15 protein-coding genes are annotated in these 15,170 nt (G+C 40.0%); 6 read left to right on the top strand and 9 right to left on the bottom strand.

The annotated features are described in order from the left end of the window. Positions 1–977: 977 nt before the first annotated feature. The 3 genes from AC1XUE_RS02475 to AC1XUE_RS02465 form a co-directional block, all read right to left on the bottom strand. The gene (locus AC1XUE_RS02475) at positions 978–1,646 is read right to left on the bottom strand and encodes a hypothetical protein (RefSeq protein ID WP_483354350.1); all 669 of its coding nucleotides are present in this window, start codon (positions 1,644–1,646) and stop codon (positions 978–980) included. 66 nt (positions 1,647–1,712) lie between these two features. Beyond that, a complete protein-coding gene (locus AC1XUE_RS02470; protein ID WP_483354349.1) occupies positions 1,713–2,777 on the bottom strand; it encodes a serine hydrolase domain-containing protein in 1,065 nt (354 codons plus the stop codon). 111 nt (positions 2,778–2,888) lie between these two features. Next, on the bottom strand, positions 2,889–3,287 hold the full coding sequence (locus tag AC1XUE_RS02465; protein WP_483354348.1) for a helix-turn-helix domain-containing protein: 399 nt from the start codon (positions 3,285–3,287) through the stop codon (positions 2,889–2,891). Between the two features lie 146 nt (positions 3,288–3,433). On the opposite strand from AC1XUE_RS02465, the gene AC1XUE_RS02460 reads away from it, so the two are divergent. Genes AC1XUE_RS02460 through AC1XUE_RS02450 form a run of 3 tightly spaced genes read left to right on the top strand, consistent with a single transcriptional unit; the run spans position 3,434 to position 6,357 of the window. Continuing rightward, positions 3,434–4,309 carry a hypothetical protein gene (locus AC1XUE_RS02460; RefSeq protein ID WP_483354347.1) on the top strand — a complete coding sequence of 292 codons (876 nt, stop codon included), beginning with the start codon at positions 3,434–3,436 and terminating at the stop codon, positions 4,307–4,309. Between the two features lie 33 nt (positions 4,310–4,342). Continuing rightward, positions 4,343–4,600 (top strand): hypothetical protein, encoded by a 258-nt coding sequence (locus tag AC1XUE_RS02455; RefSeq protein ID WP_483354346.1) that lies wholly within the window; start codon positions 4,343–4,345, stop codon positions 4,598–4,600. Positions 4,601–4,644: 44 nt separating this feature from the next. After that, positions 4,645–6,357: a HEPN domain-containing protein gene (locus AC1XUE_RS02450; protein ID WP_483354345.1), complete on the top strand. Its 1,713-nt coding sequence runs from the start codon at positions 4,645–4,647 to the stop codon at positions 6,355–6,357. Between the two features lie 270 nt (positions 6,358–6,627). Here AC1XUE_RS02450 and AC1XUE_RS02445 read toward each other — a convergent pair whose 3' ends face one another. Next, positions 6,628–7,659 carry a hypothetical protein gene (locus AC1XUE_RS02445; protein WP_483354344.1) on the bottom strand — a complete coding sequence of 344 codons (1,032 nt, stop codon included), beginning with the start codon at positions 7,657–7,659 and terminating at the stop codon, positions 6,628–6,630. A gap of 1,757 nt (positions 7,660–9,416) precedes the next feature. Here AC1XUE_RS02445 and AC1XUE_RS02440 point away from each other — a divergent pair. Both AC1XUE_RS02440 and AC1XUE_RS02435 read left to right on the top strand, forming a co-directional pair. Next, a complete protein-coding gene (locus tag AC1XUE_RS02440) occupies positions 9,417–10,103 on the top strand; it encodes a trypsin-like peptidase domain-containing protein (RefSeq protein ID WP_483354343.1) in 687 nt (228 codons plus the stop codon). Between the two features lie 4 nt (positions 10,104–10,107). Further along, positions 10,108–10,629 carry a hypothetical protein gene (locus AC1XUE_RS02435; protein WP_483354342.1) on the top strand — a complete coding sequence of 174 codons (522 nt, stop codon included), beginning with the start codon at positions 10,108–10,110 and terminating at the stop codon, positions 10,627–10,629. A gap of 637 nt (positions 10,630–11,266) precedes the next feature. On the opposite strand, the gene AC1XUE_RS02430 is transcribed toward AC1XUE_RS02435, so the two are convergent. The 5 genes from AC1XUE_RS02430 to AC1XUE_RS02410 form a co-directional block, all read right to left on the bottom strand. Beyond that, on the bottom strand, positions 11,267–11,800 hold the full coding sequence (locus AC1XUE_RS02430) for a hypothetical protein (RefSeq protein ID WP_483354341.1): 534 nt from the start codon (positions 11,798–11,800) through the stop codon (positions 11,267–11,269). After that, positions 11,793–12,494, bottom strand: a complete 702-nt coding sequence (locus tag AC1XUE_RS02425; RefSeq protein ID WP_483354340.1) for a P-loop NTPase family protein — start codon at positions 12,492–12,494, stop codon at positions 11,793–11,795. Before AC1XUE_RS02425 ends, AC1XUE_RS02430 begins: the two co-directional genes overlap by 8 nt. After that, on the bottom strand, positions 12,491–12,829 hold the full coding sequence (locus AC1XUE_RS02420; RefSeq protein ID WP_483354339.1) for a hypothetical protein: 339 nt from the start codon (positions 12,827–12,829) through the stop codon (positions 12,491–12,493). Before AC1XUE_RS02420 ends, AC1XUE_RS02425 begins: the two co-directional genes overlap by 4 nt. After that, positions 12,826–13,125, bottom strand: coding sequence for a helix-turn-helix domain-containing protein (locus AC1XUE_RS02415; RefSeq protein WP_483354338.1), 300 nt, complete (start codon positions 13,123–13,125; stop codon positions 12,826–12,828). The genes AC1XUE_RS02420 and AC1XUE_RS02415 overlap by 4 nt, the downstream gene beginning before the upstream one ends. A 121-nt stretch (positions 13,126–13,246) precedes the next feature. Next, positions 13,247–14,137, bottom strand: coding sequence for a hypothetical protein (locus tag AC1XUE_RS02410; RefSeq protein ID WP_483354337.1), 891 nt, complete (start codon positions 14,135–14,137; stop codon positions 13,247–13,249). A 322-nt stretch (positions 14,138–14,459) separates the two neighbouring features. On the opposite strand from AC1XUE_RS02410, the gene AC1XUE_RS02405 reads away from it, so the two are divergent. Further along, a complete protein-coding gene (locus AC1XUE_RS02405) occupies positions 14,460–15,164 on the top strand; it encodes a hypothetical protein (RefSeq protein ID WP_483354336.1) in 705 nt (234 codons plus the stop codon). Positions 15,165–15,170: the final 6 nt, after the last annotated feature.

The following is a 15,170-nucleotide window of genomic DNA, read 5'->3' as shown; positions in this document are numbered from 1 at the left end:
AAATTGAATCATTAGTTTCAAAAAATGACCGTCATAGAAACTGACCTCCACTCGGACAACTGGATAATTAAAAACTAGAGAAAATCGGTCGATTTTGATAATTTAACCATCAGGAAAATCGCTTATAAAAAAGATCGCAGCGGCGGCCGCAAAATTTAGTGAAGCGCAAATCATTTTAGCATTACGCCAGGCGGAAAACGGCGGTTTAAAGAGCGGCATTAAGCCGCGGTAAATATCAAGGTACTCTTGAAACGTTCAGTTTTTTTTGCTCTGTAACTTTCTTGTATTATCCGTTAAAATTCACACACTAATTGCTTGTGTTTCTATACCTACACTGCCATTCAGACTTTGTCTAATCTTTGAGAGTCCGGTCTACACGACTCCGGCCAGATGTCAGGTTGTATCACAACCTATCTGGCGGCCGGCTGCCTCTCACTCCGAAGTCGTTGGCAGGTGAGTTTTAAAGTAGCATGGCCGGACCCTAAAAATGATCTTGCGATGAATAAGTAAAATAATATACCAAATTGTTAAATTTGTAAAGTGACCATAAAAAGTAGGGGTATAGCGGTCAAGGAAATGAGATTTGAAAATGGAAGACTTTGGGGGCTTCTCATACCTACTGAAGATATAGAAGAACTTAAAGGCGATTGACAGTTTCTGAGTGACCTAGATGAAATTTTGTTCAAACAACAGGAATTGGAATAGACCTTACAACAGCCTCTACCAAATGGTCTTTCTTTTCAGCAGACGAGTGAAAGAGCGGCGGAAGTAATCACAAATCTTTATTGAGAAGCCTTTTTAAAGTAATTTTGATTTACCATCGGGACGCCAAGATAACTCCCCAAAAGAATTTATCAGGGACAATCCCGACAGTTCAGAGGATTTTGTCTCAATGGATCTATTAACGGCTAAATATACTCTAATCAAACGTTTAGTACCTAAGGGAGAAGGAAGCTGGACATAGCTTCAAAAGTTTTTTACTTTAAAAACGCCAGCGGGAATTGAAATAAATGTCCAAACAACGTATACAAAATAGAGTATGTTTCCTTATTAGTAGCGGCATTGACCACCGCATTTATCGCTATTTCTTTTGCTAATTTTAGCCATGTAAGTTTGTTTTCAGTCTGCACCAACTCAATTAATTGGTCCAATTTACTTTCCAGATTATTAAGCCGGTCCGTTGGAAGACCGATTTCCTGAACATGTTTTTTGGAGATATCCAGATCATGTTGGATCAATAATTTTTCAGATTCTGAGAATGGTACATCAACTTTGAAATCGATTGTTTTAATACCTGAACTCAGCTCTTTCGGAAGCTTATATTTTTTGTATCTTTTTTCCCAGGGATCTTCGTAGGCTTGTTCAGTGGTCCACTTCTCAATATTTTCGATCCAGATATCAAGTTCACGCGCAACACTTTCAAAATCAATATTTTGAATCGCTATTACAGGGTAATTCTTTTCGAAATTTGTTCGTTCAATTTCAAACCAATGAAAGGATGTGGTCTCCTTAATTTTGATCCATAACCGTTGATTTGGATCAAAAGTTAATATTATTCCATCTGTGACGTCACTTTTTAAGACTTTTTTTTCTAATCGGTTTTGGCGAGTGATGTCGTAAATTTCGTCCCGGTATGAGTTCAGCATAAGAATTTATCTATTCACATAAGTACGTCAGCAGCCATATTGCCGACCCGATCTTGACAGGCACAATTATTTTTTATTAAAAGTTGGCAACACGTATTTAATCATTACATCAAATGGCAGTTTGGATTTAGCGGAGCCGTAACTATTTCCAGTAAAAGCTACTACCAAATTCAAATCCTTAATGACCATAATGTACTGTCCTCCGTTCCCCGAAGCAAAAATGATGTTGTAATCAAATTCTTTTGTTTTCACCTGCTCATTATACCACTTATAGCCGTAGTAAGTGGGTTGCGGAATTGCATTTTTATTTTTTGAGATTCTGACATTAGAAAAATCGTCTATCAGAGTTATCCTTTTGGTCATTTGCACTATCCATTTGGCCGATACAATGCTCTTCCCACCATAAATCCCATTATCCAATACCAATTGACCAATTTTAATCATATCAGTTGGCAGCATATAGAAACTTCCAGCAGTGAGCTCGTGCCCAAGCGGGTCTTTGGCCCAGATGTATTTTGTGATGTTTAGCGGATTGAAAAGGTATTTTTCAGCAAATTCAGAAACGGTCATATGACTTGCATTTGCGATAATCCCGCCTAATAGCATTGTATTTATTGAGGTGTAATCCCATTTACTTCCTGGACTGTTCTTTAAATCCAAATCGAGACAGAATTTGATCCAGTCGTTTGTAGTGACCATATCATCCTCACAGTCTTTGTCTCCATTCCATTCTTCACAATTGAAACCCGATTTCATTGTGAGCAAATGTTCAATGGTCATGCTATCCTTTCTCTTGTCCCAAACCTTTGGTTTATGATAATTTGGAAAAAAATCATACACTTTTTGGTTTAAGCTTTTTATGAACCCTTTGTCAACGGCTATACCGATTAAGATTCCCGTAATTGATTTGAAAGCTGATCTTGTATCGTGTAAGCTATCTTTTGTTTGTGCGTTGTAATAACTCTGAAATACAATTTTCCCATGTTGAGATACAACAATAGCGTCAAGATTAGGATAGGTGCCGTTTTTAGCAAAAATATCTATACTGTCCAGTTTAGGAAACCCTGATTGGGCACTTGCTGTAAGTTCAAAAAGGAGTATAAAAATCAGTAAGATTAGTTTCTTGATCACTAAAATAGCTGTTAGTTAGGGAAGAGGAGCAATAACCGTTGTTTCGTTATCTCTACGAAGTCTTTAGGTATTGTCATCAACTCTTAAGAGAATTGAAAACTTCCAAATAAATCAACTTTTTCCCTTCAACAATTCCGCCTTTTCCCGTTCACTTTGAAGCAAGCGTTCAAGTAGTGCTACCTTTTCATCATAAAGCTGAATAATCTTCTCGAGAGGATTAATGGTGCATAAATAGTTATTATTATTTGAGCTATTATCGCCAAAACTATTTCCAATAATATTGAATACCGCTTCTTCGCTAAAATTTTTAATTCCTTCAACGGGCACTCCTAAGATTTGTGCAATCTGTTCCAATATCTGCTCTTCCACTGTTTCACTTTGTTCAATTTTCGACACAGTCTGCTGGCTCACTTTTAACTCAAAGGCCAATGATTCCTGTTTCAGTCCGCGGAGTTCGCGAATGCGGCTTATTTTGTGTCCGATGTGATTGGGTTTCGTTGATGTGCTCATAGTTACAAATATAAAAAAACTTTCAAGGAACGGCAACTCCTCTACGCCGGTAATATACGCATCAAAATTGGTAGAATACAACTTCTTTTAATTCGGTACGCGCCTGAAATCGTTTTCATTTGTCTAAAATCTAACAAACACGCAAGATGGAAAATCACGAAAGTTACGAGAGGTACGGCGGTCAGGCGGACATTGATCATTCGATGCAGAAAATCAATTCACTGCTTCACATTCCCGCAAAGCACAGCGAGCTGAAACCAATTTTAGATCTTGTTATCATGGCCTTTGCTCCGATGCGGGTTTTCATGATCACACATCAATTAAATATTGCCAACCAGACTCAGACCTACACTGAAATAATCCTGGTGCTGGATACTATTGACGGACAAACGAAAGATAAAATGAGAACTTTTGGGAAGCTTGCATTCGCGGAAAAAGAAAACATCTTTATCTCAATGCTTACTGAAAGTGATATGGAATCTCGCCTCACATTTGGGCATCCCTATTACTGCTGCCATTTTCAGAAAAAGTACCAGGTCTATTCCTGTAAGAGAAGTAAACTTATTAAAATGGATCATGATCAATTAGCCAAATTAAAATTGACAGCACAATCCGCTTTCCAGACACTGATCGAACGGGCCACAGAACTGCTGACGCTGGCGGATAATTTCATACAAAATGAGCGTTACGACACAGCTGCCTTTTTACTTTATCAAGGCATGCTGGTCATCTATCAATCCATCACTACGTCTTTTATCGGGAGGTTTCCTAAACATTATACAGCAAAGCAATACCAGAAAGTTGCGTTCATGTGTCTTCCGGCTATTAAATCTACACCGGCACTAAAAAAACTACCTTTAAAGCTTGAAGAAGCATGTAGTCTGCAGTGTCAGCCCAAATATCAAAATACTCCTCTAGCTATAGAAGTCCTGTCAAGTGACGCGCAATTGCTGATGCAAATTTCCAAAATGGCTTTTGCAGCTAAGATCAGCTTGTTTAACAGCGCCCCGAAAGATTATTAGGGTCATGAAATCATTACTTAAATTCTATAAATCATGAGCACAATACTTAATATCAACAATTTCTATGGTGGTAAGGTCATTATTGCGAATTCCGGTAACGAGTGGAGAGCGCTGATTGAACATTTTATCAGTAAACAGCAGCAGCGCAACGACCGAATCAACCAATTACTGGAAGTGCTCGCTGATGCAGAACCGGAAGAAAAGCAGAAAGCCATTTCTACACTGCACCTGCTTCAAAAGGATAACGAAGCTTATCTGGCAGCATTCAAGCAAGTCACAAACGGCGAATAGCATTAGAAGGTCAACTAATCACGATAAAAATCTGGGAGGAAATCATGGAAAAGCTTGAAACTAATCAAACGGAAACCGGTTCATTGAAGGGCATCATTGGTCAGATTATTGCGTTGGTCGATGTGGAAAGGATTTATGTGCATAAGCATGAGAAAGAGAAAGAAGAAATCTGCCATACCGTGCTGACCATCCTGATCGCGAATACCTGCACCAAGTCTCCAGTCGAACTGCTGCCCCTTGTCAATATTCTCTTTAACGAGCAACAGGAACTGCGCTTCACCCTGCATCCTGCCCATCAGATTAAGGACGCCATAGGCAAAGGCAATCTTTATTTTTACAATATATGTACAGAAGCTAATCTGCTCTACGTAAAAGCCGGATCAGATTATGAGCTCATTTCAACATCAATGGACCGGCATGAATTGCTGGAAAATGCCCGGAAGCAGTATGACTCAGAGGAAGAAAAAATCAAAGCGTTTATCAGTGGAGCTGATTTTTACCTGGAAAAGGAAAATTACGCCCAGTCGGCCTTTATGCTGCATCAGGCGATGGAGCTCACTTACCGGGCTATGGAGCACTTTATAACCGGAAAATCGAAAATCACACACAGCATCAAAGCGCATCAAAAATACCTGGAACCTTATGATACAGCACTGAGTAGCATCTTTTTGCCGGATTGTGAAAGAGATATAACACTCCTGAAACTACTGGACGATGCCTATCTGGCTGTTCGATATGAAAACAGCTACCAGATCAACAAACTGGATCTTTCGTCACTGCGGGTAAAAACCAGCGAAGTGAAACTGGCTGCATTTAAAACGTATCAGCAATTGTTGTCAAACTTCCGGCAGTGCTCAGAGACAGCCAGTTTGACGCAGAAAAGCACTCAGGCAGAACAAGAGAAAGCAGTACATATTCAGACTCTTTCGAAGTATGACGTACCTGTTTCTTTAATCAATCAGATAGCAGGTGCCTTTGCGGTTGACAGTATCTACTGTTTTGGAAAAAGAAAATTTTCAAGCTCGCGCACGAGTCCATTTTCCAACATAGAGGCAGATCAAACGCGCGAAGTGCATTATGACCTGCTGATCATAACCAGTGTTGAGCCGGTCAATTGTCCTGCCGACCTTCAAAGCAAAATCAATGGGGATACCGAAAGCGGGTGTTCGTTGTTGTTGCTTGTTTACAGCGTAGCGTCTGCCACACGCGCACTGCGGTTGAACAATCGCTTTTTTCATCAATCCATGCAACAATCCGCCCGGATTTATTGCAGGCAGGATTGCATTCAACCGGAAGGCATACCGGTGTATGATCCGGCAAACGCGCTCTCAAATTGTGATCTGCATTGGAGACAGCGTTGTTTCCGGGCCGACGCATTCATAGATGCAGCAGAGTGTATCTGGATTGACCAGGATGAAACCGTTGTTTTATCCTTAATTGGCCAGGCGGTAGAGCAGCTCTGCCTGGGCTTAATCTATGTATTTCTTGGCTATCGGCCCAAGCAGCATTCATTGCATCATCTGGTGGACTTGTGTAATAATTTTACCAGAGCGGTAGATCATATTTTTCCCCGCCAGACCGAGCAGGATAAAAACATTTTCTCCGTCCTAAGCAAAAGTTCTAGCAGTGCACGGTTTGTTGTTAAGTCATCTGTTGATCCGACTGATTGTGGTCTGCTTCATCGAAAGGCGAGATTGCTTTTGGAAAAATCCGAGCAGATTGCCGAGCAAAGATTACTTACGATGTCCGACGGGTAACTTTCGCCTTCCTGACCGCTGAACGAGGTTTAAATTGGCCTCTGGATTTTGGAAAAACGCTACATAGGGAGAGTTCTGAAATAGAAAAAATAGTGATCAAAAAATATTCATATGCGGATCCGGTTTTTTGAACTGCTAAGTTTCCTGCTTCCGACAATTCGTCGTCTGAAACCAAATCCCGTTCATAAGAAAAAATTAGGTATGGTTGAATCTGGTGTGTAAACCTAGCGTTAAAAATCACATAACTATTTTTAATTCCTGATAATCGTTTTACCGAAGTGTTTCTGCTTCCCTTTGAAGGAAAAGAGCGTGTTGACGCGGTTTTAAGTGCTTACTCTTTTTATAGTTGGATAGCTTATATTGTGTGGCTGTTTTGGTAGTAAGAGAAAATACATCATCGCCTATACGCGCGAAATAATATCTTGGCGCGATGTAAAAAACAGTCACGTCATCCACCGTAAGTGTCCATTCATCAATTTCTTCTTTATATATGTGTTTAGATTTTGACTGAGGAAGCAGCTTATTCCAGGCTAACGAGCCAGTTTTCATCGGCTGATACAGGTCCATAGGTGAGGGTTTAATCTCAAGATAAGATAATTTACCCAAGTCCTGGTCGTCTAACAGAATCAAATTGGAAAATTGGCCAGAATAACGCTGGCCTTCCTGACCAAGTCCATGCATAAAAAACCGGCATATCGCCCTTATGCCTTTCTCAATACATACAACAGCTGCGTTAAGCACCATCATTTCTTCCTGCTCATAAGACATCTCGCTTACATCTGTACCAACAGTGAAATTGTAGACAAACCTCTTAAATTTTTCAAATGGATTAGAATTATCGTTGGTTTTTTCGAGGATGATCGTGTCGATATAAAAGTACCTCTGATTTATAGCAAAGTTCGTTACAACAGCTAGGAACTGACGAAACGACTTGTCATGCGTGAGATAATCAACAGCCTCCGTGAGTAGCGGATGGTGAGGTGAAGTAAGTGTAGCGGAGTACTCAATGAGCTCAGACAACATCAAATCAATGCCATGCCCGTTGGCATAATTACGGAACCTTAGCCTGGCCGTCTGCTCGTTAGGGAACGATCCGGTTAAGTGTTTGTCTTTAATCAGGAGTAAAATTTTCAGTAACCGTTCAGTACCTGATGCAAATAATTGAAGTGCAACATGGTTATTAGATACAGCAGAACTTTGGCCTTTTAAATGCCATAATCCCGCAGTTATGTACTTGTAGGATGCCGTAATTTCCTCACTAACGGCATTTACTTTATTGCTTTCTATAATTATTTCCTCCATTCTATTTCTTACAATTGGTTTTCAGCAGGCAATTTAACAATATCACTGTCAACTCAAAATTTCAGTGTGCCCTGCAATGCGATTGTCCTCCGCATGGTATTTCACATGGGCTGTTTGTTAAAGTTAGAAAATCCAGGAAGAAAACCATCTCGAAAAGATGTCGTAGCTATACATTGGGAGTTACGTTCATGGATACTGCGTTAGAAAAATCATAGAGATAACGGAAAATTAATTACTACAAGTGAATCCCAAAGTATTTAGCCACGGTAAAAATTTTTCCTTCCAACCCCTCCGTGACCTGAGAGAGGGGATTGAAAGAAAAAATTTGTTTATCTGGGGAAGAAATATGAAATGAGCGCAATAGCAGATTCATCGCCCAATCGGAACCATCGGCAATTTCCAGATTTTTTGATCCAAAAGAATCATTCTTCCGCCACCAAGATATCTTCAGAGCAGAATGAGATTGAAATGAGCTAAAAAGAGATGAATACGTTCTATCTGGGATCATTTTGGCTAAAAAACGATGAATGGTTTATTCATTCGGATTTGGTCTAATTGGAAACTTTTCGTCCGAGTTCGGAAATGCTAGTCTGGATTCATCCAAATTGATAATTGTAATAATTTGGATCCCGCTCAGGTTTTTCGTTTCGAGTTGACTTTTCTTAACTTTAGCTGCCAAAAGTTAACTTTCACTACCATTTTTGAACTTACTGTCTCCTGCGGTTAAGATGGGATGAATTCCGGAAGGGTGAATTGGGGTGCATGTCAATCTAAGGCGTCTTTTTAAAGCAATACCTGAATCAAAACTGAAATATTAATACAAAACTAAGGCTCTTTGACTTGGTCTTTTTAGAATAACAAAATGCTGAAACCACCTGCTTTCCCGTGGTTGTCCAGATGTACAGTTGTATCACCGTCACCGGGTGATACAACTGAAATCTGGCCCGCGAAATCGCCTCGAAATTCGGCTTGTGCTTTGAAGTCCATAAGTAAGTAATGGGCATGCTGTTAGAATGATGGTGGAAGGCCCACCGTAGAAGTTGGCAGACAATTTCTACAAACCGCCTGCTGGTGCTTTATTTCGAAAGGGTAAGATGCTGAACGAGCATCGAAATGGCGAAGCATATTCGTCAGGTATGGGACAGAGAGTTGAACAAGGTGAATTACCAAACAAAGCATCGTTATAGGTGATAACCCATCAAAATTTGAGACTGCCGAGATCTCTTAGACATAGCTTAGCAGCAGTAATCTGAAAAACGATTTTCAGTTAAACTTTTGATTTTGTGATGTCAAATCATAGAATTAAAATGTTCTGGAAATCGTGGGTAAAGGGGATTACAATTAGGCATATTTTCTAATTCAACTAAGCAAATGCCGGCTTCATTGGATACTGCTACTACATGTTATGTCAAAATTAGATTTATGGGATTTTAAATTACAAAAATGTTTACTTTCAGGATAATAAAATGGATAATGAATAGGAGGTAACATCATTGACCTGGCTTTCCAGCTGAACAAGTTGTTGGTTAGAGCCCAACTTCGGATGCTTTGAAAGTTAAAAGGCTTGATAATCAAACGATTATCAAGCCATATTTGTTGCATAATCACCTGTGCTTTGAAGTTTTTCTCTGAATGCCGTGCCTAAGCCTAGTTTTTTAGAGAAGTGAGCCAATGAAAAATTATATAATAGCTTTACGTAAAATAAATAGATGAGCCTAACATTAGAAGATTTTAGTTATTCAACATTTCTTAGTAGCATGGATTTCGGGGTCTCCACGGGCTCTGGCTTTCGATTGCATAATAAAAATGCAGAATACTTGATTACAGCCCGACATGTTATCTTTAGCGAAGCAAATACCCTCAGGTGTAATTCATATCTATGCACTTCTCAGAATTATAAAGGGGAACCAGAGGATGCAAGAACAATAATAATTGACTTGACGCTATCAAGTATAAAATCCTTTACGGAGATAGACTTGGTTGCGATTGAACTAATTGAGGGTCATAATTATGATGTGCAGCAAAATGGTAACGATATAAATTCTGTTGATGTTGAGGATCTCATTAGGCTTGACGATGTTATGATCGCGGCAAATATTATACAGGTTGGATTTCCAACATCCTTATATTTGGATGGCTTTAAATTTTTTGATATTAATCGCCCTTTACTTCGAAAAGGAATTGTTGCAGGGGTACATGTTAAAGAAGAGACATTCATAATTGATTGTCCAGCCTACTATGGTAATAGTGGTGGTCCAATAATTCAAATTGTTAACGAGGAAGTCAAAATTGCAGGCATAGTCTCTCGATATATACCTTTCGTTACTGAATGGAGAAATAAGCATGAGAAGCAGTTTGCAAGGGAGGAGTTTTACAATTCAGGGTATGCCGTTTGTGTTCCTCTGGATTTAGTAATAGATTATGTTTTACAAAATCAGAACTAACAGAATGAATACAATAAAAAATCCTAGGGTTAACCAAATGATCAATCCAAATATTAATCGGATGATCAATCCAAATATTAATCGGATGATCAACCCGAATGTTAATCGGATGATTAACCCGAATGTAAACCGGATGATTAACCCGAATGTAAACCGGATGATCAACCCGAATGTAAACAGAATGATCAATCCGAATGTAAATCGGATGATTAATCCGAATGTAAACCGAATGATCAATCCGAAAATAAATCGGACGATCAACCCGAATGTAAATAAGGCGTTTGATGGTTATTTTATTTACGACATGGAGCTGAATCCCAAGGAATTCGTTATTCAAGCTAATGGTGATGTTATTCAGGTATTTAATCTTAAACTTGAAAATGTTAGGTTTGGGGTGAAGCATTCACAAAATGGATATTCAATTTTTGATCTGATGCTAAATTACGTCGGTCATTTCGAAAGTGATTCGCAAAATGGCTTTAACGAATTTGGAATTAACAATGATTGGAAAGGTATTGTAAAATAATTTTTAAGAGTTGGTGATTATTTTATTTGTAGTGGTTCTACGGTTCCGCTACACATAATTACCTTATTATGATAATTGATTTACAGCTGAAGTATACATTATATTAATAGCCTCGGTGCTTCAGCTGTGCTCGATGGATTTCGAGAGCATGTTGACCCCAAAAATCCGGAATTTTTTGGAATGTTAAAGTAGCCTTATTCGCTGGAATCGCCTGTCATTCAGGCACATGTCAAAATCAAATTTGCAAGTTAAACTACAAAATTCCCATTTGCTCTTCGCTACTCAATGACTATTTCTGCATGTTCCTCAAACTTTCTTACACTTATTGTGCATGTCGAAGAAGATGATCTTGAAAATTTTAGGTGGTCTAAAACAATGAGCTATGAGCCCAGAGGCGAATAGCTGGGGGTCAAGGGGGCTCTGCCCCTTGCAAGCTTCCGCCGGTCGCCGTTTTTTACGGCGTACCGGCGATAGCTTGATTTGGGGAAGCCAACGCCTATGTTCTATTGAAGCTGAAATGTTTCTAAAATGGCTCTTATGATTGCCCTTTCGGGCTGACTTTGGCTTATTGTTGCCTGACTGGACGTACTTCTGCTTAATTTTCGGACTATTTGAGATCAACAGGAAAGGTTTTGGATCATTGTAGCCGTTTAAGGGGCACTTTGACCACTTTTTGCCTTTCGTCAAACTCGTAGGTCTGCCCGAAGGTGTGTCTGCCTTTTTTGACCGGCTTTAAGATCAGGTAAACAACCCCGTCGTCCTCTGTCAATTCCCCCTGACTGATCAGGTATTCATAGCTGGTCACATTACGGTAGCTGCGGACAGTGTCTTTCAGGTTTTCATAATCTTTGTACGTACTCATGTAAACGTAAAAGAAAACACCTAGGATCAATGCGCAGACAGCGTACGGAAGACTCCGCCCAAAACCGTAGCGAAAAGCTTCCGGTTTTGAGTTGAAGTGTATCTGTTTGATCGAACCCTTGAAGGTTTCACTAAGCCGTTTGTTTTCTCTCAGGTTTGCCAGCAGCTGCATATTCATTTTATCAAACTGTACCTGATTGTCCAGCATCGTGATCGCCGTCCAGTCATCCATCTCCATACCGTATCGGGCCAGGTAATCTGCCTTGATAAGTAGCAGCTCTTTCTGCTGCAGTGGCGTCTTGTCAGTCATAGTGAAAGTTGATATCGAGTTCTCTTATCAGTCTTTTTCTTGGACCACGGTCATAATTTTCCAGGGCTAGTCCTTTGCTTACTCCCGAGAGTATTTCAGTACCAACGTATGTATCTGGCTCAAAGTCACCAAATCTCCGAAAAGTGAGGCCCATGTTCTCACAGTTCTCAGCGAGTTCCTTTGCCAGTTCTGGAAATTTGCGAAATCCGGTAACACTTTCCCACACCGTAATCTTAAAGTCATCTCTTACAACTTTTACCATTTTAAGCAGGTATTCAACCGAAGCATTGTACGCACCTGCGCCGCCGATGACAATGTGAAATTCGATGTCCATATCATCGGCAAATTCCCGTAGTGGCAATTGCACATCATCAAATTCAATCAATGCAGGAAGCTGCTCACTTTCCGGTGCACCCAGGTCAATGTATATTTCCTGATAACGGCTCCGGGATAGCTTATCCAGATAAACAAAAAGATTGTCCCGCTGAATAGCTGCTCTTTCATTTAAAAGACTTACTGTGTCAAGCTTGTCTTCATCTACAAAACTCAGCTGACGTCTGCTGGTAAACGTAGAAGCATCCATGTCTACAAACAGACAATTCTCCTTATGGTGGTTTTTAAGTGCCATCAGATACATCAGAAGGGATTTGCCAACGCCCCCTTTAGACTGTGCAATAAAATGTAGCTTTTTCATAATGAGTCAAGTTTAGATCCTGTGAAAATTGGATTTTTCAATTCTTCCTGGTTTGTCCAGATTTCTTTCTTTACGTTTTTCCTTTCTACCGTGTGCTGCTTGGTTTCAGCAGTTTCTGGCTTAGCTGTTTTCCACTGATTGCAATGGGCCCGAATGTATTTGACATCCTGACGGTTTACCAAAGCAAAGCCTAAATCTGCATTGATTAGCTCGATGGTAAACCGGGCGGAGTGCTGCTGCTGAAAATAATGCTCATAATACTCGTATAGCTTCCTTCGTCTTCTGACATCCCTGCTTTCTAAAAGCCGGATGAGCTGCTCTTTGCTTGCTTTCATACCGGCTGGTTTTGAGATGGAAGAGACACATCCTGCCAGTCATTCAGTATTTTCCAAAGTTGCAGGACGTCTTTAAAAAAATACAGCCGTCCACCCTGACGGATGTGCGGGATCCTGTTATGAGCGCATTGGTAGTAAAGCGCATGCTTTGAAATACCGCCCAGAAAGACGCGCGCTTGACGGGTGTCAAGAAGCATAGCGGCGTGTTGTCCGGTGTCCGGTGAAGTAACCCGGACTAAAATGGTTTCCAGATCGGCGAGTGTTAGATCGGAGACTTTGGTTTGACTGTTTATCATATTGCAGCTCGTTTTAGTAGAACAGGCTGCAAAGTTGATCCGGACAGATGGCAAAAACATTCCCGCAGTTCCGGCGGGAATGAAAAGAACATAAAAGTGAAATTTCAGGCCCGGATCGGCACTATAAATCCTGAATCAGCAACTTACAATCCTGGACATATTTGTATCGCGGCTGGCGGACACTGCAATTAAAAGCGTCCTGTTGCTCGGGCTGGAAAGATTTGACAAATGAGTCCTTTGAAATATGATGGGAAAGCCAGCTACCAAAGAGCGCTGCGATTTGTGTAGCCAAGAGCTCCTGGGCAATATGCCCTTGTTTGTTGAGCACATAATACAAAGCCGCCAGTTGCAGTCTTGCGCCTCTGCCGGTATTTCGGAAGCTGTAAATGCCATCGTTATCTGTTGGAGTAATCCACTGTTCCCGCATCAGGACTGAAATCAACCGCTCGAACTTTTGCCGCTTCTCTCTATGATCTGCACCGGAGAGTATCTGACAGAAATGTTCATACGCAGACTTTTTACAAGATTTTACAGGCATTGTCTGAGTTGATGCTGAAAGAAACGGTGCCAGTGCCGTTTCTAACTCCTGTTTCCATTGATTGAAATCTATATCTGAGGGCGGATGGATTCTGGATGGTAATGTTTCAAGCCATCTAAAAATTTCAAGAATCGTCTGCTGTTTGGCTTCCCAGGAGCTGTAATCCTTTCGGGCTAGAAGCTGATCAAAGATTTGGCGGTTATTTTTAAGAAGAAAATACATTCTTTTTCTGACGATCTCGATCCGCTCTCTTTTGAAAGCCGCCAGATACCAGAATCTCAGGGGTTTTTCCAGATACTTTTCATAATCATCCAGGTAATTTTCGGTTTCATCATAAATCGAGAACACATACCGGTTATGGTAAAGAATTAGCATCCTGTTCAGACATGTGAGCTCATTCTGGTAAAAGCTACCTGCGAATTCCTCTGATAGATACTTGAGTAAGGGGTACTGTAAATTTGAATGTAGGTTCATCTTTCTCTCCGTTTTCGTTCTGCACATTTAAACCTGGGTAAAGTCCATAAGAGACCTTAATCACACGAATATAAAAAATTTTGGGCGAATTAGAAGACCGAATTGAAATCTAGATAAGACATGTATCCCCTTATTGCATTAATCACAGTAGCGCAATAGGAATGAATAATCTTAGTTTCGCTACCACCAACTCAAAACCGTGGCTGACCGCAAGCATCCACACATTAGGAAATGAAATTATTTTATATGAAATATGCATATTAGGGATATCTAACTGTCAGTATCCTGCTAAGATATCCCAAAACCACTTTTGAACTTTAAAATGAACAACATCAGCGAATTTTTTTCTAAACCGTGGTGGCAGGGTATTTCTGTTATACTGACAGTTCTAGGCATAGCGGTCACTTTATTTCAGTTTCGAAAGAAGAAATTAGGTTATCTGGTGCAATTTTCTGAGTCGATTTTTAATGATGAAGATCTTGATATAGCAAAGCAACTTTCAATTTCTTACAAAAATAACCCCGTTGAATCATTAAGAGTAGTTTCGATAAAAATTATGAACTATGGTTTCTTGCCAATAAAAAGAGATGATTTTCAAGAAGCTATTCAAATTCAACTACAAGGGAATTTAAAAATTCTTTATCATGAGGTGAAATCAATAGTTCCGAATAATCTAAAGATAGTGTGTGCGCAGGACTTGCAATCGATTTTCATTGAACCCACGCTGTTAAATTCAAAAGATACCTTCTCTATTAAAATTGTTTATGATGGAGATGATGCTCAAATCGAACCGGCCTGCAGAATTGTTGGAATAAGCCGTATCAAAGATTTAGAGCTCGTTCGACTCGCTGGCCGTAATCTGTTCGCAATAGGTGTTTTTGCGGCCATCACGATTTATGCTCTATTTAATTGGGCTTTCTATACAACTCAGCCCGGTTATGGTTTTCAAGTCCTAGGATGTTTATTATTACTAGCTGTTATTTCTTACATATCCGTTTATCGGGATCGGATGATTGAAAATCTATGATTTCAG

It is taken from the genome of Dyadobacter sp. HNCC25DJ187 (genome assembly GCF_056895255.1).
The sequence above is the reverse complement of the archived record's forward strand: the minus strand, read 5'-3'. Positions and strand labels throughout refer to the sequence as shown.

Excerpts from the sequence above, each read along its gene's own strand:
- AC1XUE_RS02475 (WP_483354350.1), bottom strand. The coding sequence starts at position 1,646 with ATGCTGAACTCATACCGGGACGAAATTTACGACATCACTCGCCAAAAC.
- AC1XUE_RS02465 (WP_483354348.1), bottom strand. The coding sequence starts at position 3,287 with ATGAGCACATCAACGAAACCCAATCACATCGGACACAAAATAAGCCGC.
- AC1XUE_RS02460 (WP_483354347.1), top strand. The coding sequence starts at position 3,434 with ATGGAAAATCACGAAAGTTACGAGAGGTACGGCGGTCAGGCGGACATT.
- AC1XUE_RS02455 (WP_483354346.1), top strand. The coding sequence starts at position 4,343 with ATGAGCACAATACTTAATATCAACAATTTCTATGGTGGTAAGGTCATT.
- AC1XUE_RS02450 (WP_483354345.1), top strand. The coding sequence starts at position 4,645 with ATGGAAAAGCTTGAAACTAATCAAACGGAAACCGGTTCATTGAAGGGC.
- AC1XUE_RS02445 (WP_483354344.1), bottom strand. The coding sequence starts at position 7,659 with ATGGAGGAAATAATTATAGAAAGCAATAAAGTAAATGCCGTTAGTGAG.
- AC1XUE_RS02440 (WP_483354343.1), top strand. The coding sequence starts at position 9,417 with ATGGATTTCGGGGTCTCCACGGGCTCTGGCTTTCGATTGCATAATAAA.
- AC1XUE_RS02435 (WP_483354342.1), top strand. The coding sequence starts at position 10,108 with ATGAATACAATAAAAAATCCTAGGGTTAACCAAATGATCAATCCAAAT.
- AC1XUE_RS02430 (WP_483354341.1), bottom strand. The coding sequence starts at position 11,800 with ATGACTGACAAGACGCCACTGCAGCAGAAAGAGCTGCTACTTATCAAG.
- AC1XUE_RS02425 (WP_483354340.1), bottom strand. The coding sequence starts at position 12,494 with ATGAAAAAGCTACATTTTATTGCACAGTCTAAAGGGGGCGTTGGCAAA.
- AC1XUE_RS02420 (WP_483354339.1), bottom strand. The coding sequence starts at position 12,829 with ATGAAAGCAAGCAAAGAGCAGCTCATCCGGCTTTTAGAAAGCAGGGAT.
- AC1XUE_RS02415 (WP_483354338.1), bottom strand. The coding sequence starts at position 13,125 with ATGATAAACAGTCAAACCAAAGTCTCCGATCTAACACTCGCCGATCTG.
- AC1XUE_RS02410 (WP_483354337.1), bottom strand. The coding sequence starts at position 14,137 with ATGAACCTACATTCAAATTTACAGTACCCCTTACTCAAGTATCTATCA.
- AC1XUE_RS02405 (WP_483354336.1), top strand. The coding sequence starts at position 14,460 with ATGAACAACATCAGCGAATTTTTTTCTAAACCGTGGTGGCAGGGTATT.